We start from the raw sequence: 18,568 nt of genomic DNA, 5'->3' as shown, positions 1-18,568 counted from the left end.
TCGAACCGGTTTGGCTTCCCTGCACAGCCGCCCCCGCAGCAAGGTGACCGGTGACCAAGCCGCTCAGGGAAAGCTGTAGCCCGGCACAGCCAGGGGGTTGTCTTCCAATGCCGTGCGATCGGGCGCGTCGATGCGCGCGCCGCCGGTGAAGGCGGCGAAGAGATCGCGGACATAAGTCTCGGGCAACGCGTCACCGATGAGCACGATGCGCGTCTCGCGGCGGGTCCCTCGCGGCCAGGCGGCAAGTTGCGCCGGGGGATGCTGGTACTCGCGAACACCATGCAGGACGACGGGGCGATCCGGGGCTTCGCGCAGATGGACGATCGCCTTCATCCGAAGGATATGCTCGCCCTGCGTGGCGCGCAGCAGGTCGAGAAACGCCTCGACCGCTTCCCATGCGACCGGGTTTGCTTCGACCAGCGAAAACGACCGGACACTGCCATGGTGGTGGCTGTCGCCCGCATGTTCGTGGCCTGGGCCATGGTGACGATGCCCTGCGTGGTGTGCATGGTCCGCGTGCGCGCCGTCGCAATTCGCTGCCTCCGACCGGGCCCCGGCATCATCTGCGAGCCCCAGCCAGCGCCGGGCATCCACCACGCCGGTGGCCGGATCGTAGAGGCCGCAATGCAAGAGCCGGTCGGCCAGGGGCAGGCCATCGCCGGCCTCGATAAGCCCGGCTCCGGAATTTAGGCGCCGCACGGCTTCATCGAGCGCGGAACGCGCACCCTGGTCGGCAAGGTCGGCCTTGGCAACGACGACGCGGTCGGCAATGGCGACCTGCCGGCGTGCTTCGCTGCGCTCGGCAAGATTGCGGCTCCCGGCAAGGCAATCCACGACTGCGATCACGCCATCGAGGACGTAAGCCTCAAGGAGCGCCGGCTGCGTCATCAGCGACGCCAGAATCGGTGCCGGGTCCGCAAGCCCCGTCGTCTCGACGACCACCCGTTCGAGAGGCGGCTCGCCGCCGGACCGGGGGCGCTCCGCCAGTTCGATGAGAGTCTCGACGAGTTCGCCGCGCACGCTGCAGCACAGGCAACCGTCCGACAGTTCGATCACACCATCGCTGGACGCGGTCTCGATCAGAAGCTGGTCGATGCCCGCCTCGCCGAATTCGTTGACCACGACGGCCGTGTTCGTGACCGCCGGCTCGGAAAGCAGGCGGTTGAGCAGCGTCGTCTTGCCGGAACCGAGGAAGCCGGTCAGGACGGTGAGTCGGATCGGGGCCCGGGTCAGTTTGCCGGCCGTTCTGCGGCGCTTGGCACCGGCGCCGTCGTCGCCTTGCGCAAATCGCCAGCGTCGTCGCGCCGGATGGCGAGCCGTGAGGTCTTGCCGTCTCGATCGATCCCCAGATCCGTGCTCGGCCCGTCGACATCCCCCGAGCCGGTGGCTTCGACGACCACTTCCTTTTCCTCCGTCTCGACTGCCTCCCCGGAGGGTGCCGCCGGCACGGGCGCATCGGTCGGTGCCGGCACTTGCGGCGTCGCATCGACTTCGGCGGCCGGCGCCGGCGTATAGTCGGGGCGTGGGGTCGGCAGCGGAATGCCATAGGCGGAGATGATCGAGATGCCGGGTTCTGCGATCGCGTTGCCGGCGGCGCCACCGAGGCTGACCCGGAAGACCACCGGCGAGCGGTCGAGATCACGCAGGTAGGGCGAGCCGAAGGTTTCCTCGCGGTCGCGTTCCTCCACGCGCTCGTTGGCCCGCGCCGTACGACCTTCTGCCGAGCAGATGTAATCGGAGACATCCAGCGGCTCGGTGCTGGATGCAACCGGCAACTCGTCCACCCGGATGTCGACGGAGGCGGGATCGGTTGCAAAGCCCGCCTCGAGGATTTCGGCCGACAGCCGTTCGCGTGGAATGGTACCGTTCGCGCCGATCACCACGGCCACGAGCGTGCGGCCGTTGCGGGTCGCGGACGACACGAGGTTGAAGCCCGAGGCACAGATGTAACCAGTCTTCATGCCATCGGCGCCCTCGAAGCGACCGAGCAACTTGTTGCCGTTGTTCAGGATCGCCGTGCCGTTGGAGATCGCCTCCGTACCGAAATAATCGGCGAAAGCCGGAAATTCGCGGCGGATCGCAACGCCCAGAATGGCGAGATCCTTGGCGGAGGTGTGTTGCCCTTCCCCCGGCAGGCCATTGGCGTTGATGAAACGGGTGTCCTGCATGCCGAGTTGCGCGGCGGCATCGTTCATCATCGTGACGAACTCTTCCATCGATCCACCGACCGTCTCGCCGATGGCATAGGCAATGTCGTTGGCCGACTTCACGAGCATCATCCGCAGAGCGAAGTCCAGACGGATCACCGAGCCCGGCTTGAACCCCATCTTGCTGGGAGCTTCAGCAGCGGAGCGGCGCGTGACGATCACCGGCGAGTCGAGCGACAGCCGGGATTCGCGAAGCGCCTTCAGGGCCAGATAGGCCGTCATCAGCTTCGTTGTCGAAGCCGGATAGCGCCGTTCGGACGCATGCTGCTGCGACAGGACCTTGCCCGTCGCCACGTCCACGACGATCGAGGCCATCGGCGGCGCCGTATCCGTCGCGGCTGCGTCGACCTTCGCTGCCTGGGCCAGCGCGGCCCCGCCGGCCAGGGGCACGACAGCGAGAACAAGCGCCAGAAGGCAAACGAGGGGAAAAACGGGAAATGGTCGGGACGCGCGCGTCTTCACGCTGGATTCCTTCATTGATTGCGGTCAGGCTGCCGTTTTTCGTCGATCCGATAAGCAGACGGGCGCCTAACCTTGGGCTGTGTCCCAAGCATGGCAATGCCGGGTTGACGCATCGACCTCACATTCCCTTGTAGGTCCGAACCAGAGAGTCGGAAAGTCGCCCATGCCTGTCAACAACCGAATCGCGGATGCCCAACCGGAGATCGCCGGCTGGCGCCAGCACCTGCACCAGCGTCCCGAACTGCTCTACGAGGTCCACGAGACCGCGGCGTTCGTTGCCGGCAAGCTGCGCGACTTCGGCTGCGACGAGGTGATCACCGGAATGGGCCGGACGGGTGTCGTGGGTCTGGTGCATGGCCGAAGCGGTGCGGGCGGGCCGATGATCGGCCTTCGTGCCGACATGGACGCGCTGCAGATCACCGAGGAGACAGGCGTCGCCTACGCGTCCAAGGTGCCCGGCATGATGCATGCCTGCGGCCATGACGGCCATACGACGATGCTGCTCGCCGCCGGCCGCAGCCTTTGCGAGACACGCGCCTTCGACGGAACCGTGGCGCTGATCTTCCAGCCTGCAGAGGAAGGCGGCGCCGGGGCCAAGGCAATGATCGATGACGGGCTGTTCGAGCGGCTGCCGCTCAGCCGCGTCTACGGTATGCACAATCTGCCGGGCATGCCGGTCGGCCGGTTCGGCATGCGGGGCGGCCCGATCATGGCCTCGACGGACGAATTCGCGATCACCGTCGAGGGGCGCGGCGGCCATGCCGCTCTGCCCCATCGCACGGTCGATCCGATCATGGTGGGCGCGGCCATCGTTCAGGGGCTGCAGGCGATCGTCGCGCGCAATGCCGATCCGCTGCAGTCCTTGGTCGTCTCCGTCACCCAGTTCCATGCCGGCTTCGCCCACAATGTGATCCCGGACGAGGCCGTCGTGTCGGGAACGGTACGGGCCCTGTCGCTCGAACTGCGGGAACTGGCCGAAGCCCGGATCCGCGAGATCGCGCAGGGGATCGCCACCGCCCATGGCGCGCATGTGCGGGTCGACTACGATCGCAATTACCCGATCACCATCAACGACCCGGCGGAGGCCGAGTTCTGCGCCGGGATCGCCGCCGACATCGCCGGGGCCGATGCGGTGGATGCAGCGGCGCCGCCGTTGATGGCCGGCGAGGATTTTTCCTACATGCTGGAGAAATGTCCCGGAGCCTACGTTTTCATCGGCAATGGTGACAGCGCCAGCCTGCACAACGCCAGCTATGACTTCGCCGACGACGCTCTCGTCTTCGGCGCCAGCTACTGGCAGCGCCTCGCCGAGGCCGCCCTCGCCCGAAGCTAAGGGGCGCCGCCTTTCTTCAGGCCGTTATCGGCAGGAGAATGCGTCAGCTGGCGAGCGCCAGGTCCTCTCTCTCGTCGAGCGACACGATCTCGCGCAGTTGGGGGCGCCCATACACAACCACCTGGTCGCGGCCTGCGCTCTTGGCTTCGTAGAGCGCCGCATCGGCGCAACGATACAGCGTGTTCGGATCGTCGCCATGCTGCGGCGCTCCGGCAACGCCGATGCTGACCGTCAGCGACAGGTTCTGGTCGCCGGCGATCAGCGATGCCGTCTCGATGGCGTGCCGGATGCGCTCGGCCGTGCGCCGGCCTTGCGGCAGTCCGGTCTGCGGCAGGATCACGGTGAATTCCTCGCCGCCATGGCGGCAGACATAGTCGCCTTCGCGTACGCAGGCCCGCAGGATGCGGCTGACGGCCTTCAACGCCTCGTCGCCGGTCTCGTGTCCGTAAGTATCGTTGACCTGCTTGAAATGATCGAAATCCACGACGAGCAGCGACACGCCGATATCGGCGCCGCGTCCTTGTGCCAGTTCCTCCGCGATCAGCGCGTCGTATGCCCGACGGTTCGCCAGGCCGGTCAGGGCATCGGTGAAGGCATCCACCTCGAGGCTCTGTTCGCGCCGCATCATGCGGGTCTCCCGCTGCATCATCGACCCCATCACGAAGACGCCCGCGACATAGGTCGGCACCACGAAGGGAATCAAGTTCAGGGTGAAACCCAGCGGATCCGGCAACGGCAGCAGGACGAACAGCCCGATATGAGCCGATACGAACAGGCCGAGCACGACGAGATGACGACGCCGCGCGGTCTGGCCGTGCCGGTACAGTTGGCCCCAGATCAGCCCAACGCCGGCGGCCAGCACGATCGTGGCGACGCCGACGGGCGCACCGGCACCGCCTAGCCCCATCCGGTAGATCGCGCCGGCGAGACCTGCCACCAGCGCCGCGGGCCAGCCGACGAACGCTCCTGCCAAGGCGACGATGACGCAGCGCGTATCGACGATGATGCCGTCGGCGAGATGCGCCGGAGAGAGCATCGAAGCGACGGTGCCCATCGCGAACACAGGCGCATGCAGCCACCGCTTCAGCGCCGGGTCCGACATCAGGCGCTCGATGGTACCGAACGCCAGAGCGATCAGCGCCATCAGGCCAAGCCCGTTCAGCAGCACTAGGATGAGGTCAAGATGGGCCACAGCGCTCGGTCAATCGGATCATTGAACTCGTTCGACTATGCCGGCAATTTTGTTCGAAACGGTTAATGTCCGGTATCCGGGCAACAATTTGCCTACTCCAGACGGGTAGATCGCACGTCATCACCATTGCATGATGCAACCATCCCAGGCAGCGGGCGGCGTGTCTTGCAGGCAAACCATTTGCCTGTCATGCCGAAGGTGTCGGTCAAGCAGAATGGGACTGTGGCACGGAATGCCATCGTCTTCACTCTCGACGGAATGGAAGGATGTGCATTGGCGACTGACGCCCATCGAAAGCTGATCACCCGCCTCGACATGATCGCGGAGTTGACCGACGAGGACCGCGCAGCGCTGTCGGCCCTGCCCATCGCCGTTCGTGACGTCGCTGCCGACACGGATATCGTCAGCGAGGGCGAGACGGTCTCCCATTGCTGTATCCTCATCGAAGGCTTCACCTATCGCTATCGCAACATTCGCGATGGCCGCCGGCAGATCATCGCCTTCAACGTCCCAGGTGATATTCCGGATCTGCACAGCCTGCATATCCGCCGGATGGACCACAGTTTTGCAGCCACCACCCCATCGCGCGTGGGGTTCGTGTCTCACAAGGCCGTCTGGAACCTCTGCCGAGAGCGCCCCAATGTCGCCGCCGCCCTGTGGCTTGAAACGCTGATCGACGGCGCGATCTTCCGTGAATGGATCGTCGGGCTCGGCCGCCTGTCCGGCAAGAGCCGCACCGCGCATCTTCTCTGCGAACTCGCGGTACGGCTGCGGGCGGTGCAGCTTGCGCCGGACCTCGTCTATCATCTGCCGCTGACCCAGCACGAACTGGCCGATGCGCTTGGCCTCACCGTCGTGACGGTGAACCGGGTGCTGCAGGAATTCAAGGCCGAGAACCTGATCGAGCGGGAGCGTTCCCGCATGACGATCAAGGACTGGTCCGCCTTCGCCCATGTCGGCGACTTCGATCCGCAGTACCTGCACTTTCGTCAGGAGGTGCACATGGTGCCGGGTTCGCAGAAGGGGAACTGAAGGCCGCACCGCTTCGTCAACCGCCGAGTTGCGTACAGGCGGATGGAAACCCGCGCGAGGTGGCAGGGCGCGAATCGCGCCGCGTGGATGCTGCGCCGCGACGAACGACCGCCTAAGTGGCAGAAACCTTGAATTTTTCGTCAGATTGGTGTAGGGTCGTCACACAGTCGGCCTCATGGCCAGCTCTTGACGCCGTCCAGCGCTCTCGGGCCTGTCCGAAAAGGATGCTTCCCCTACCGAGAAGAATGTCCGTCCGCTTGCGACCGCTCGGTCCATGCGGCGCTCATGCGGGAACACGGGAGGCGATTACACCGATCGACTGCGGTCCGGCAAGTACCACCGGGCCCCAAGCAAACGGCGGCGCCTGCGCCGCCACCCGTGTCTAGCGGCTGCCGCGGCCAGGCACAACAGGGAGTTTAAAAAAGCGTATGAGCAGTCAGAAGAAGGCTTCCAACCGCCAGGGTTTCAAGACCGGAGAGAGCATCGTCTATCCGGCTCATGGCGTCGGCCAGATCGTAGCGATCGAGGAGCAGGAAGTAGCGGGCATGAAGCTCGAGCTCTTCGTCATCGACTTCGAGAAAGACAAGATGCGCTTGAAGGTCCCGGTCGCCAAGGCCGAAGCCGTCGGCATGCGCAAACTCTCTGAAACGGACTTCGTCGAGCGTTCGCTGAAGGTCGTGCAGGGCCGCGCCCGCGTGAAGAAGACCATGTGGAGCCGCCGCGCCCAGGAATACGATGCCAAGATCAATTCGGGCGACCTGATCCAGATCGCCGAAGTGGTCCGCGACCTCTATCGCGCCGACAGCCAGCCCGAGCAGTCCTATTCCGAACGCCAGCTCTACGAAGCCGCGCTCGGCCGCATGGCCCGCGAACTCGCGGCCGTCAACGAGGTCTCCGAGACCGAGGCCGTGCAGCTGATCGAGCTCAACCTCAACAAGGGTCCGAAGCGCGTCGCCAAGGGCGAGGAAGAAGCGGAAGCCGAAGGCGAGGCCGATGCACCGGCCGCTGCCAGCGGAGAGACCGACGAGCAGGAAAAGGCGGCCTGAGGCCACCTTCGAACCTACCTATCGTCCACGGACGAAGCCGGGCCGGCCACCGCAAGGTGCGCCGGCCTTTCTTGTGGCGCAGGGCCCCGAGCGCCATCGTTGCCTCTGCGCGCAAACTGGCATAGGCTCAGCGCACGGCGATCATGATCGCCTTTGCGCAATTTTGCGCGCCGGTCGCCATAGGCCCGGTTCCCTTGCCGAATACGGCACCCCCGCTACCTAAGCCAAAAAAGTTTTCCCCTCCGGGAACGTTTGCGGCCAGTCCGTGTTTCATGAACACCGACGCGTGAACCCGCAAGCAGCCTCGCTCGGTAGGCCACAGCGCCTCATAAGCTTGACCGGAGGGTAACCGATGAAGTCACAGTCCGCTCGCCGTACGCTGATCCGCGCGGCCATGTCCGCCCCGTACCTGCAGCGCGAAGAAGAGTACGAACTGGCGGTGCGCTGGAAGGAAAAGCGCGACCAGGAAGCCCTTCACAAGATCACCTCCGCCCATATGCGCCTCGTCATCTCGATGGCCGCCAAGTTCCGCCATTTCGGCCTCGCCATGAACGACCTCATCCAGGAAGGCCATGTCGGTCTTCTCGAGGCGGCGGCCCGGTTCGAGCCGGAGCGGGAAGTGCGCTTCTCCACCTATGCGACGTGGTGGATCCGGGCGTCGATCCAGGACTACATCCTGCGCAACTGGTCGATTGTTCGCGGCGGCACCTCTTCGGCTCAGAAGGCTCTCTTCTTCAATCTGCGCCGTCTGCGGGCACGGCTCAGCCAGGGCGCCGACGGCGGTGTCACCGGCAGCGCCATGTACAAGGAAATTGCAACGGCACTGAAGGTGTCGGAGGGCGACGTGGCGCTTATGGACTCGCGGCTGTCCGGCCCCGATTCCTCTCTCAACGCCCCCCTGATGGAGGACGAATCCGGCAGCGCCGACCGACAGGATTTTCTCGTGTCGAACTCGCCCCTGCCGGACGAGATGGTCTCCGTGTCGATCGACGACGAGCGTCGCGTCACCTGGCTGCACAGCGCCCTCGACGTACTGTCCGAGCGCGAGTTGAAGATCATCCGCGAGCGCCGCCTGCAGGACGACGGTGCCACCCTGGAAGCGCTGGGTACCAAGCTCGGCATCTCCAAGGAGCGGGTGCGCCAGATCGAGACCCGTGCGCTGGAAAAGCTGCGCGCCGCCCTGCTCGAGACCAACGCCGACCGCAGTGCCTATGTGAGCTGATCGCCAGCATCACCTCGAACGAAAAAGGGGCTCCCGATCGGGCGCCCCTTTTTCGTTGGATCACAGTCTGGCGCCTCGTGGCCGACCAGCTACTCGGCCACGATCTTGTACCGCGTGCCGGGCTTCACGCTCTCGTTCGCATCGAGATCGTTGAGCAGCCGGAACATGGCCGTCTTGCCCTCCACTCCAACCATGCGGGAGGCTAGCGATGCCGTGCTGTCGCCGGCCGACGCAGTGACGATCCGGATACGCAGCGGCTTCAGGCTCTCCTTCTCCGCCGTCGAGAGAAGCCGGAATGAGTTCGCGACCTTCCCCGCGATCCCGGCCGCCGTGCCGGCGGAACTTGCCTGCACGGCCGTCAGGAAGCGATAGACCTGTCCGCCGACCCGCACCACGGTGACGTCGAAGACATACTCCCCGCCCTCGGCCCGGGCCGACACCGCATCGAGATTGCCGATCTTGAAGGCGCGGATGCTCGACGGGTCGAGACCGCCGATCCAGCCACTGTTGACGTAGTCGACGAGGCCGGTGGTCTTGGGCAATGCAACGCCGTCAAACCGGATCGCGGTGTCGTTGGGGCCGCTCGCCAGCACGGCCTCGGCGGTGTTGTCGATGACGAAGCCCTTCGGCACTTCGAAGGTGATGCCGAGACCGGGGTGATAGAAGCGCTGCTCGCGGACATAGCCCTCGACGGCGGAATCACCGAACAGCATGCCGTCGATTCCCGCCAGATAGCGATCACGATCGGTCGTGCCCGTGCCCGGCTGGCCGTATTCGCGCGCATGGCGGTTGGCGAGATCGATACGCTGCGGGGCCGACGGATGCGAAGCGAGGAAGTCCAGCTCGGGATCGCCGGCCTGGAAGGCCGTACGGATCTTGGCATAGGAATCCATCGCCTGCAGGAAGCGTGCTGCGGCGAACGGATCGAAACCGGCCTTGGCGATATGGCGAATGCCGAGAACGTCGGCCTGCAGTTCCTGCTGGCGCGAGAACTGGGCAAGGCTCAGCTTGCCGCGCGCCAGGGCGACCTGCCCTGCCGGCTCGCCCGCCAGAACTTCGCTGACAACCCGGCTGGCGATCTCGGCGGCCTGCTCGCGCTGCTGACGCTCGATGCCGTGATTGGCCGTGATATGCGCCATCTCGTGGCCGATCACCGCAGCAACCTCGGCCGAGTCGTTGGCAAGGGCGACGAGACCACGGGTGATGTAGACGTAGCCGCCCGGCAGCGCGAAGGCGTTGACGTTGGGCGAATTCAGGATGGTGATGCGGTAGGCGCGGTTCGGATCGTCTGTCTGGGCAGCCAGCTTGCCGACGATGGTGGCCAGCGTGCGCTCCAGCTTGGGATCGGAATAGGCGCCGCCATAGGCCGCCAGGATCTTGGGGTGCTGGGAGCGTCCGATGACCGATTGCGGATCGCTGCGCTGGACGTTCTCGAAGGTGATCGGACGACGCGTCGCGGCATAACCTGCCTGCACACTGCTACTGGCAGGCGAGAGGCCATCCAGCCCCGCTTCGATCGTGGTGCAGGCGCCGGTCGCCAGCAACGCGCCGAGCGTGACACCGCCGATCATGCGGCGCACAAGGCGTCCCGCACGACCAGGACCGGAGTTCATTGCCATCGCTGCGATCGTCGCCCCCACAGAACCGCTTCGCTTCCCGAGACTCAAGGCTTATCCGAACCGCTGTCACACGGGTTAGGATCGATCAGCAACAGATTTCGAAAAAGCGCCGCCGCTTTGCCTCGTGCCTTCACTTGTCCGCTATCGGGAAAATCCGCCGGAAATACGTCAGTCGCGAAGTTAGCCGGCCGGTCCCTTGTCCGTCCGAGTCAAGGTCGTTCCCGTGCGGCAACCGTGCCGAGATAGCGCGCCACCCGCGGATCGCCGTCTCCGGCCAACAGTGTACGCGTCGGCCCGATCGCCGCGATCTCGCCAGCGTCTAGAAACGCCGTCCGGTCGGCGTGACCGACTGCGTCCTCGGGATGGTGCGTGACCATGACGATCGCCGGCGGCACCTCGCGCCCCGCCCGCAATTCGGTCAGGATCGCCAGCATCTCGCGGCGCAGGGCAGGACCGAGCGCGGCGAAAGGCTCGTCGAGAAGGAGGAGCGGCCGGTCACGCAGGAAGACCCGCGCCAAGGCCACCCGTTGCCTTTCGCCGCCCGACATCTCGGCCGGACGCCGCGTGGCGAAGCCCGCCAGCCCGACCGCGTCGAGAGCCGCCTCGACGCGGCGTCTGTCCGCCGCAGCCACCCGCAGATCGGGGGCGATGCCAAGGGCGACATTGCGGAAGACGTCGAGATGGGGAAACAGGTTGTTGTCCTGGAAGACGATGCTGAGCGGGCGTTCCGCCGGTGCGACACCAGCCATCGCGCGCCCGTCGATGGCGATCGTGCCGGCGGAGGGCGCAGCGAACCCCGCCACGAGGTCGAGCAGCGTCGACTTGCCCGCGCCGCTCGGACCGATGACCGCCAGCCATTCGCCGGCTTCCACCGCAAGATCGAAGCGCATCTCGCTGCCGCCATGGGCAAAGCGGACATCGTCGAGGACGAGAGCCTTCTTCATGCCGGATGGTCCCTTCGTGCAAGTCCGCGCTCGGCCAGCGCCATCAGCGACAGGCACAGGATGCCGAGGAGCAGCGCCAGCCCGGCCGCGTCGGCCGTGCGATAGCTGCCCATTCGCTGCAGCAGAAGATAGGGCAAGGTCACCAGGTCCTGGCTGCCGAACAGGGCGATGGCGCCAAGATCGCCGAGCGAGATCGCCAGCGCGAAGGCAAAGCCGAGGGCGACAGGCGCGCGCAGGACCGGCCAGTCCACGACCCGCAGCCGCGACAGGCCTGCAAGGCCGAGGCTGTCGGCCAGCCGGCCGGTCGCCTGGTTGGCTGCCGCCAGCGCCGGCCCGACGATGCGCACGATGAAAGGCACGGCCATCGCCGCGTTGGTGGCAACCACGACATAGGGCGCGGCGGCAAAGACGTCGGTGACCTGCCGCAGCGCCAGGAACCAGCCGGCCCCGACCACGATGGGGGGAACGACGAGCACGAGACTGGCCGTCGTCTCCAAACCGTTGCCAAGCGCCTGCCTGCGTCGGGTCAGCCGGTCCGCCAGCGCGTTGCGCAGCGCCTCGGTGGCGAGGACGATGGCCAGGGAGACGGTCATCGCAAGAAGCGCGGCAGTCGTCGCAATGACGATGCTGGTGATCGCCGCACGATGGACCGCCGGATCAGCCAGCAATCGCGCCAGATCCGCTTCCAGGCCGCGCACCACTACCGCAACGAAGGGCGCCAGGACGAAGCCGATGCCGAGGAGCAGCACGAGCGCGTCCACCGCGGCCCGAGCAGGACTGCGGCGATCATAGCGCAGCGCGCGGCCGCCCAGGCCGAAACCGGCGGCGACATCGCCGCCAAGCCGGGTCGCAAGCCACAGGACGATCGCCGTCAGGCCGATCTGGACGAGCGACAGCGTGATCGCACGGCCGGGATCGAAATCGTAGCGCAGCGACTGGTAGATCGCGACTTCCAGCGTCGTGGCGCCGGGCCCGCCCCCCAGCACCAGCACGAGAGTGAAGCTGGTGACGCAGAGCATGAAGATCAGGCTCGCGGCCGCCGGCAGTGCACCGCGCAGGGCCGGCCATTCGACAAGCCGGAACGTGGCCAGCGGGCTCAGCGACAATTGCCCGGCGAGCTTCCAGCTTTCGGCCGGCACGCGGTCGAGCCCGGCCAGCATCAGCCGGGCGGCCAGCGGCAGGTTGAAGAAGACATGGGCGATCAGGATGCCGGAGAGACCATAGATGTCGAGCCGCGCCAGTCCGATCGCCGCAAGAGCGTCCGAGACGAGGCCGTTGCGACCCCAGATGGTGAGGATCGCCAGCGCGCCGACCAGCACGGGCAGCACCTGCGGCAGGAGGAACAGGCGCAGCACCGCACGGCGACCGGGAAAGCGGGCACGATGCAGTGCCAGCGCCAGCGGGATGGCCCCCACCACCGAAAGAAGGGTCGACAGCACCGCCTGCTCGAGGGTGAACAGGACGACGCCGAGGAGATAGCGATCACCGGCGACCGCCCGGAAATCGGGCGCGGCACCCGTCGCAAAGAGAAGCACGACGAAGGCGCCGGCCAGGAAGCCGACGAGGATGCTTGCAGCGCCGAGGCCGAGGCCGATCCGCCAGGCACGATCCGCAGCACCGGTCATGAATGCCTCACCGGGACGCGCACTCGATCGTCAGCGGCCGATCGCTTCGAGCCATTCCTGCGTCCACGCCTTGCGGTTCGCCGCCACCGTTTCCGGATCGATCATCAGCGGCGTCTCCACCTGCACCAGGCGACCGAACGCCTCGGGCAGATCGATGCCGTCCGCGACCGGCAACGTCCAGTTGGTGGTGGGGATCAGCGACTGCACCTCGGCGGTCAGCATGTAGTCGAGGAAGCGCGTCGCCAGTTCGGCTGTCTCGGTCGTCTTCAGCATCGCCGCCACCTCGATCTGCAGGTAGTGGCCCTCCGCGAAGGCCGCGGCCTGATAGCGGTCGGTGTCTTCCTCGATCATGTGGTAGGCGGGCGATGTCGTGTAGCTGAGAACCATCGGCACCTCGCCGCTGGTGAACAGGCCATAGGCCTCGCTCCAGCCCGGCGTCACGGTCAGGATGCGCTTCGACAGCTGCTCCCATTTGGCAGCGGCCTCGTCGCCATAGATCTTCTTCATCCAAAGCATCATGCCGAGGCCGGGCGTCGAGGTCCGCGCGTCCTCGATGGCGATCTTCACCTCGGGATCGCCATTGACCAGATCGTCGAGGCTCGCCGGTGGTTCGGCAATCGCCTCGCTGTCGTAGACGAAGGCGAGATAGGAATAGTCGTAGGGGACGAAGATGTCGTCCGAGAAGCCGGTCGGCACGTTGAGCCCCGAGAGGTCCGCCCCGCTCGGCGCGAACATGCCGGTCGCCTTGGCTTCGGGGATGAGATCCGTCGTCAGGCCGAGGACGACGTCGGCTTCGGTCGAGGGGCCTTCGAGCTTGAGACGATTGAGGATCGCGACGCCGTCCTCGAGACCGACGAACTGCAGGTCGCAGGCGCACACCTCTTCAAAGCCCGCCTCGATCTTCGGGCCCGGCCCCCATTCGGGCGTGAAACTCTCATAGGTATAGACGGTGAGCACCGGCTTGTCGGCCTGGGCGACCGCGCTGCTCGCACCGGCCAAAAGGGCGGCCGCGCAAACGCCGAGATGGCGAATGGACAGAGGCGAGGAGGAGACAGGTCGGGCCATGGTGGTGCCTTTCGAGACGGCGGCCTTCGAAACGAAAGCATCCGCGAGACACCCGCCGACGCCCGCATCCCTCCGCCGGTATGAGCCGGATCAGGTTCGACGGGTCGGCATGCGCCTCTCAGCCCGAAGGCACCCCGTGTGAGCACGGAAAGACTTAGAGGTCACGTCGCTTGCCGGCAAGGGCAGCCGCGCCTCTGGCGCCAAGGGGCAGCTCTCCCTGATATCAAGCCCTCACCTCGGACTGCCAGGCTGCGCGCCGGCGTGGCGAATAGGCCATGCCCACGCAGGCGATCCGGTTGTGATGTCGAAGCAGCCGATTGGCGTTTGCGGCCCGATGCTGTAGGCGAGCCGCGATGTCGCGCTTTTCCATTCTCCTTGCCGGCCATATCGCCCCTACCCCTGCGCTGATCAATGCGGTGAAGGGCACGCGGGTCATCGCCGCGGATGACGGCCTGCGCCATGCCGCTGAGCTGCAGGTGACGCCGGAACTCTGGGTCGGCGATTTCGATTCCAGCCCGCCGCGGCCGGCGATCGAACTGACCAGCCTGCCCCGCGAACCCTACCCTCGCGACAAGGCGATGACCGACGGCGAGATCGCCATCGAGGCGGCGCTGACGCGGGGCGCGACCGGCCTGTTGCTGATCGGCGCGCTCGGTGGCCCGCGCAGCGACCACGCCTTCGCACATCTGATCCTCGCCCTGCGCTATGCCGCCCGCGGCATCGACGTGGAGTTGTTCGACGGCATCGAACGCGCCTGGCCGCTGGGACCGGACCGTCGCGCCTTCGATCTTGCGCCCGGCACGCAGTTCTCGATCCTGAAATTCTCGGATCTTTTCGGCTTGACGATCTCCGGCGCGAAATGGCCGCTCGACGCTGTCGACCTGCCATTCCACTCGATCCTCACACAGTCGAACGAAGCGCTGGGGCCGATCGCCGTGACGGTCCGCCAGGGTACGGCGCTCCTCGTCGCCCAGGCCGATCCCAAGGTCCGCTGATCCGCAACATCGCCGCACGAGAGCGACGCAAGCAGACTTGGCGAACCCTGCGCCTTCGACTAGGTTGCGCGCGGTCGGTCCCGTAGCTCAGCAGGATAGAGCATCAGATTCCTAATCTGAGGGTCACTGGTTCGAATCCAGTCGGGATCACCAACCTTCTCAACAACTTATCCTGACACATTGGAAGTCGTCGGCACTGCCGGGGACGGGATGGGGACGGCCAAGGGTTTTTCGTGTCGCGGTGATGATGCTGGTTCGGGGCTGCCGGGATAGGCCGGCGGCGGATGTTTTGACCCACGGATTGCAGGTTTCGACACAGGGTTTCCGCGCACCTGTGTCGAAAGGTTGTGCGAAAGAGGGGTCTGGCCGGGTCGAAACGGGAGCCTCAGCCTTCGGCAGCCACTTCGCCGACGATTACGGCGTCGGCCAGCTCTCCCAGCGCATTCTCGATCGCGTCCGCCTCCGCCCGCAGTCCGCAGGCGCGTTCCACCATGTCGGCGAGCATGCCCTCCGTCTCTTCTTGCAACCTGACAATGTCCAAGTCGAGCACGTCTTCATAGTCGATACTGGGAATGCTCGAGCCGGTAGGAAGGGCCTTCATTAGCGGGCGCCCGAGAGTTGGGTGGGTCAAAGCGACCATCACGTAGCCCACGCGTAGTGTCGGATCTTCCCCCGGAGCCAGGCGAATGACGTGGTCGGAAATGACCTTGTTCCGGTGTGCTTCAGTCGCGAGTGCCATCTGGCCCACCAGACCGTAGTTCTGGCCGGAGCGGGCGATGAGAAGCCACCCCGGCTGGACCCGTCCGCCATAGGGATCCCCAAAACCCCTGTCGGCGATCAGGCCGCCGGGATCAGAGTTGATCTCGAAAAGCACCGAACTGGAGACCAATTCAACGCCTTCCTTGGCCGGCACTCTCTGGAAGCGACTCGGCAGCCACGCCTGATAGCCAGCCCCCCGCAAGCTGGTCGTTCCTTGTCCTGCGGCGGCAAGATGCCTCCGCAGAGCTTCTACCGTGGGGGCGCTATAAGTAGCATCCAGTCGCCGGCGTTGCCCTGTGATGGACCTGCTCGATACGGAAAAGCCGGGGCCCGACTGCACGTCTGGCAGCGGACCGACAGCGCTCGCATACCTATCTTCGGCGTTCAGGATGAGTTGGTGCGCTTCATTACGAAGAGCCACGATACGATCGAACATCTCATCGCAGCGTCGGCGGATTGGCTCGTCCACCAGCGGCATCGGCAGAGCGTCGAGATGCTCTGGCTCCAGGTGTTTGATCATGTGGCCGTAATGCTGTGAACGCATCATCTTGCGTGTCCTCGGCGCACGAAGGAAGGCATACAGCCAGCCTCGCCAGCCTTCCTCCAATGGCGCCACACGCAGCAGATCGTGGGAAATCAATATCTGGGAGTGCGCATCGAAGGCGATCGTCGCACGCCCCACGGTCCCCGAACAGGTGACAAGAATCGTGCCGCCAGCAACGAAACGATCGTTCGCCTCCCTCGTCCGCTGCAAGGCCAGCCATTTCCGCGGGATCGGTCGGACGTCGAAGACTTGGGTCGCGGCCAGGAACGATGTCCCGTGCGATGAATCAACCTGTATGCCCTTGAGGCGCGACGGCTGCCACACTCTGGCTTTGCTCGACAGAGGCTCCCACCCTCCAGCCCGCGCCAGGATGGCAGACTGAATTCCGTAGCCTTCGGTGAGATAGGTTCCGGCTTCCAGTCGGCGGCTTCCGAATGCAACCTCCGAGACGCGAACGCTGCCTGTTGTTAGTTCATCGACAGGAGCCGGCGCCGCAACCGGGGGCGGCGTCAGTCTCGCTCGTTCAGCCATTCTCTAAAAGCCTGTGCAATTGCCGGGGTCACATCGTCGACGATCTTCTCGAGCGTCTCCTGGGTCGTATAGACAGGCTTGCCTTCCACGTATTCCTTGAACCGTCGGGTCGTAGCGATGACCTCCTCGGCCCCGTCTGGGAGCCGCTTGTAGGTACGCGTGCCGCGCTTATCGTGGCCGATACGATCTGCCATCGCCATGAAGATTTCGTAGTCCTGCAGCTGGCCGGCCGCGTCCTCGATCTTGATCAGCTCATCGGTCTTGCGCTGAATGACTACCAGGCTCGTCTGGACACTGACGCCCGGCTGGAAGGTATCGGCGTGAAGATCGATGCTGGCCAGCACCTTCGTATGACGCAATAGCCATTGGCGCACATATCCTAGGCCCGGCGACCCGAGGATTCCGTCGGGTAGCACCAGGGCTGCCCTTCCCGTGCCGGGCTTCAGAAATTGGACGCAGCGCTCGATAAACAGGATTTCCGGCGGCTGACGCTTCTGAAGATCCTCCGTCATCGCCCAGCGATCGGCTTCCTCGTCATACGACCAGATATGCCCGAGATCGTATTGACGCAGGATGGACGGCTCGTCGATTGGGATCTTAGAACCGAAGGGCGGGTTGGTTACCAGGATATCCACATGTCCGCGGAGCTTCATTGCCCGCAATTCGTCAGACCAGCGAGCCTCTACCTCCAGTGAGTTCGCCTGGAACAGGGCGCCCGAACCGTCATTGTTCATGACCATGTTCATCTTGGCCGCCTTGACCAACTCCGGGTTGAAGTCGATACCGACAATGAACTTCTGGGCATAGTCGACGGCTCGATCACGGACGGCCAACTCGACCCGCTCGAGGTTGGTTCTATTCTTCGACTCCTCCGCAACCCTTATTCTCTCGACGACCGAACTCATTGCGGCGATCAGGAATCCCCCGGTGCCACATGCTGGATCGAGCACAAGTTCTTTCTCGCCCGGCTGGAGCATCGCAACAGCCATCGCGCAGACGTTTCGTGGCGTGAAGAACTCGCCCCGATCACCGCGAAGATTGGACCCGACGATCTCCTCATAGGCCCGCCCTTTGACGTCGACGTCGCTCTCTAGGAGGGAATACATCTGGATCTGACTGACGAGGTAGGCCAAGACACGAGGGTCAAGCTCGATATCGTCGCTGGCCCGGAATATCGTTCCGTAGCGCTCCTTGACGCCAGCGAACAGCCTCCCGATCCGCTCCTTCACCTTCAACGGACCATTGATTCCGTGCCGCTCCTCCGCCGCGGCATAGAACTGGATGTCGTCGCCGCGCTCGTCGGCAATCTTGCAGAATATGAGCTTGAGAAGCTCCCAGAACGCCTGCGGCTTCTGCAGGCCCTGATTGCCAGCGATGTAGTTGTGGCAACGACGGAAGGCGAAGAGCAGCGCATCCGACGTTGCCGGCTTCAGTTGGTCGAAAGTGGGTCGCTCGGCCTCTTCGGCTGTTTTCCCGAAGGCCGGAATATCGGGGACGGACTCGAATTCGACCTTCCCATTGCGCTCCATGCGACGGAAGCAGTGGCGCTCCAGGGCGTTCGTCCAGAGACCATACTGCGCGTTTGGACATACCCCCATGTAGCTCTGAAGCTGCAGAATGCCGTCCTTGCGGTCGTTGGCTTTGACGGTCGAAGCCTTGCATTCCACCACGATGGATGCGTTCCCTTGGACGTGATCCTCGCCGGAAGGGAAGATCACCAAGTCTGCGCGAGGCTTGCTGGACCCGATGCGCAGCCCGAACTCGACCTCGATATCGGCTTTCGCATAGCCGTATTCGCGAACAAGGGATTTCGAGATCTCCTGCCGGACGTATTCTTCCGGCGTGTCGCGGCGCTGGGTGATGCCGTCTATGTAGTCCAGTACGCGACCCTGGCCTACGACAACGATGATGGGAGAGATTCTGGACATGGGCCGGAACGTACAGAGCGAGGCTTGCGCTGACTGTGCGTCTTTCGCAACACTTCCTGTTGTT

14 protein-coding genes, 1 tRNA gene and 1 riboswitch are annotated in these 18,568 nt (G+C 65.0%); of the genes, 6 read left to right on the top strand and 9 right to left on the bottom strand.

The genetic code is table 11. The features are described from left to right. Positions 1 to 63: 63 nt before the first annotated feature. Positions 64 to 1,233, bottom strand: coding sequence for a GTP-binding protein (locus H9Q09_RS12155; RefSeq protein WP_187391279.1), 1,170 nt, complete (start codon positions 1,231 to 1,233; stop codon positions 64 to 66). Then, the gene (locus H9Q09_RS12150) at positions 1,230 to 2,597 is read right to left on the bottom strand and encodes a D-alanyl-D-alanine carboxypeptidase family protein (protein ID WP_187391278.1); all 1,368 of its coding nucleotides are present in this window, start codon (positions 2,595 to 2,597) and stop codon (positions 1,230 to 1,232) included. The genes H9Q09_RS12155 and H9Q09_RS12150 overlap by 4 nt, the downstream gene beginning before the upstream one ends. A 235-nt stretch (positions 2,598 to 2,832) precedes the next feature. Between H9Q09_RS12150 and H9Q09_RS12145 the strand changes: the two genes are divergently transcribed. After that, positions 2,833 to 4,002, top strand: a complete 1,170-nt coding sequence (locus tag H9Q09_RS12145; protein ID WP_187391253.1) for a M20 aminoacylase family protein — start codon at positions 2,833 to 2,835, stop codon at positions 4,000 to 4,002. 43 nt (positions 4,003 to 4,045) lie between these two features. Here the strand turns inward: H9Q09_RS12145 and H9Q09_RS12140 are convergent, their stop codons facing one another. Next, positions 4,046 to 5,194, bottom strand: a complete 1,149-nt coding sequence (locus H9Q09_RS12140) for a diguanylate cyclase (RefSeq protein ID WP_187391252.1) — start codon at positions 5,192 to 5,194, stop codon at positions 4,046 to 4,048. 126 nt (positions 5,195 to 5,320) lie between these two features. Here H9Q09_RS12140 and H9Q09_RS12135 point away from each other — a divergent pair, with 126 nt between their 5' ends. From H9Q09_RS12135 to H9Q09_RS12125, 3 genes are all read left to right on the top strand, one after another. After that, a complete protein-coding gene (locus tag H9Q09_RS12135) occupies positions 5,321 to 6,226 on the top strand; it encodes a Crp/Fnr family transcriptional regulator (protein WP_246716118.1) in 906 nt (301 codons plus the stop codon). Between the two features lie 428 nt (positions 6,227 to 6,654). Continuing rightward, a complete protein-coding gene (locus H9Q09_RS12130) occupies positions 6,655 to 7,272 on the top strand; it encodes a CarD family transcriptional regulator (RefSeq protein ID WP_187391251.1) in 618 nt (205 codons plus the stop codon). A gap of 352 nt (positions 7,273 to 7,624) precedes the next feature. Next, a complete protein-coding gene (locus H9Q09_RS12125; RefSeq protein WP_009210780.1) occupies positions 7,625 to 8,494 on the top strand; it encodes an RNA polymerase factor sigma-32 in 870 nt (289 codons plus the stop codon). Positions 8,495 to 8,583: 89 nt separating this feature from the next. On the opposite strand, the gene H9Q09_RS12120 is transcribed toward H9Q09_RS12125, so the two are convergent. The 4 genes from H9Q09_RS12120 to thiB form a co-directional block, all read right to left on the bottom strand. Next, on the bottom strand, positions 8,584 to 10,065 hold the full coding sequence (locus H9Q09_RS12120) for a M48 family metalloprotease (protein ID WP_187391276.1): 1,482 nt from the start codon (positions 10,063 to 10,065) through the stop codon (positions 8,584 to 8,586). 257 nt (positions 10,066 to 10,322) lie between these two features. Then, positions 10,323 to 11,057, bottom strand: a complete 735-nt coding sequence (gene thiQ, locus H9Q09_RS12115; RefSeq protein WP_187391250.1) for a thiamine ABC transporter ATP-binding protein — start codon at positions 11,055 to 11,057, stop codon at positions 10,323 to 10,325. Further along, positions 11,054 to 12,682, bottom strand: coding sequence for a thiamine/thiamine pyrophosphate ABC transporter permease (gene thiP, locus H9Q09_RS12110; RefSeq protein WP_187391249.1), 1,629 nt, complete (start codon positions 12,680 to 12,682; stop codon positions 11,054 to 11,056). The genes thiQ and thiP overlap by 4 nt, the downstream gene beginning before the upstream one ends. Positions 12,683 to 12,712: 30 nt before the next feature. Then, a complete protein-coding gene (gene thiB, locus H9Q09_RS12105) occupies positions 12,713 to 13,747 on the bottom strand; it encodes a thiamine ABC transporter substrate binding subunit (RefSeq protein ID WP_187391248.1) in 1,035 nt (344 codons plus the stop codon). Positions 13,748 to 13,797: 50 nt separating this feature from the next. Next, a riboswitch (TPP riboswitch) is annotated at positions 13,798 to 13,894 on the bottom strand. Positions 13,895 to 14,100: 206 nt separating this feature from the next. On the opposite strand from thiB, the gene H9Q09_RS12100 reads away from it, so the two are divergent. Continuing rightward, the gene (locus H9Q09_RS12100; RefSeq protein WP_187391247.1) at positions 14,101 to 14,742 is read left to right on the top strand and encodes a thiamine diphosphokinase; all 642 of its coding nucleotides are present in this window, start codon (positions 14,101 to 14,103) and stop codon (positions 14,740 to 14,742) included. Between the two features lie 76 nt (positions 14,743 to 14,818). Then, a tRNA-Arg gene (locus tag H9Q09_RS12095) sits at positions 14,819 to 14,895 on the top strand. A gap of 232 nt (positions 14,896 to 15,127) precedes the next feature. Here the strand turns inward: H9Q09_RS12095 and H9Q09_RS12090 are convergent. Together H9Q09_RS12090 and H9Q09_RS12085 are read right to left on the bottom strand one after the other, a co-directional pair. Then, positions 15,128 to 16,576 (bottom strand): hypothetical protein, encoded by a 1,449-nt coding sequence (locus H9Q09_RS12090; protein WP_187391246.1) that lies wholly within the window; start codon positions 16,574 to 16,576, stop codon positions 15,128 to 15,130. Further along, positions 16,555 to 18,504 (bottom strand): N-6 DNA methylase, encoded by a 1,950-nt coding sequence (locus tag H9Q09_RS12085; protein WP_187391245.1) that lies wholly within the window; start codon positions 18,502 to 18,504, stop codon positions 16,555 to 16,557. Before H9Q09_RS12085 ends, H9Q09_RS12090 begins: the two co-directional genes overlap by 22 nt. Between the last annotated feature and the right edge of the window lie 64 nt (positions 18,505 to 18,568).

The sequence above is a fragment of the Aurantimonas sp. DM33-3 genome, from assembly GCF_014334315.1.
Taxonomy (GTDB): domain Bacteria; phylum Pseudomonadota; class Alphaproteobacteria; order Rhizobiales; family Rhizobiaceae; genus Aurantimonas; species Aurantimonas coralicida.
The sequence above is the reverse complement of the archived record's forward strand: the minus strand, read 5'-3'. Positions and strand labels throughout refer to the sequence as shown.

Bases quoted from the DNA above. Each gene is read 5' to 3' on its own strand.
- H9Q09_RS12145 (WP_187391253.1), top strand. From the start codon at position 2,833: ATGCCTGTCAACAACCGAATCGCGGATGCCCAACCGGAGATCGCCGGC.
- H9Q09_RS12130 (WP_187391251.1), top strand. From the start codon at position 6,655: ATGAGCAGTCAGAAGAAGGCTTCCAACCGCCAGGGTTTCAAGACCGGA.
- H9Q09_RS12125 (WP_009210780.1), top strand. From the start codon at position 7,625: ATGAAGTCACAGTCCGCTCGCCGTACGCTGATCCGCGCGGCCATGTCC.
- H9Q09_RS12120 (WP_187391276.1), bottom strand. From the start codon at position 10,065: ATGATCGGCGGTGTCACGCTCGGCGCGTTGCTGGCGACCGGCGCCTGC.
- thiQ (WP_187391250.1), bottom strand. From the start codon at position 11,057: ATGAAGAAGGCTCTCGTCCTCGACGATGTCCGCTTTGCCCATGGCGGC.
- thiP (WP_187391249.1), bottom strand. From the start codon at position 12,682: ATGACCGGTGCTGCGGATCGTGCCTGGCGGATCGGCCTCGGCCTCGGC.
- thiB (WP_187391248.1), bottom strand. From the start codon at position 13,747: ATGGCCCGACCTGTCTCCTCCTCGCCTCTGTCCATTCGCCATCTCGGC.
- H9Q09_RS12100 (WP_187391247.1), top strand. From the start codon at position 14,101: ATGTCGCGCTTTTCCATTCTCCTTGCCGGCCATATCGCCCCTACCCCT.
- H9Q09_RS12090 (WP_187391246.1), bottom strand. From the start codon at position 16,576: ATGGCTGAACGAGCGAGACTGACGCCGCCCCCGGTTGCGGCGCCGGCT.
- H9Q09_RS12085 (WP_187391245.1), bottom strand. From the start codon at position 18,504: ATGTCCAGAATCTCTCCCATCATCGTTGTCGTAGGCCAGGGTCGCGTA.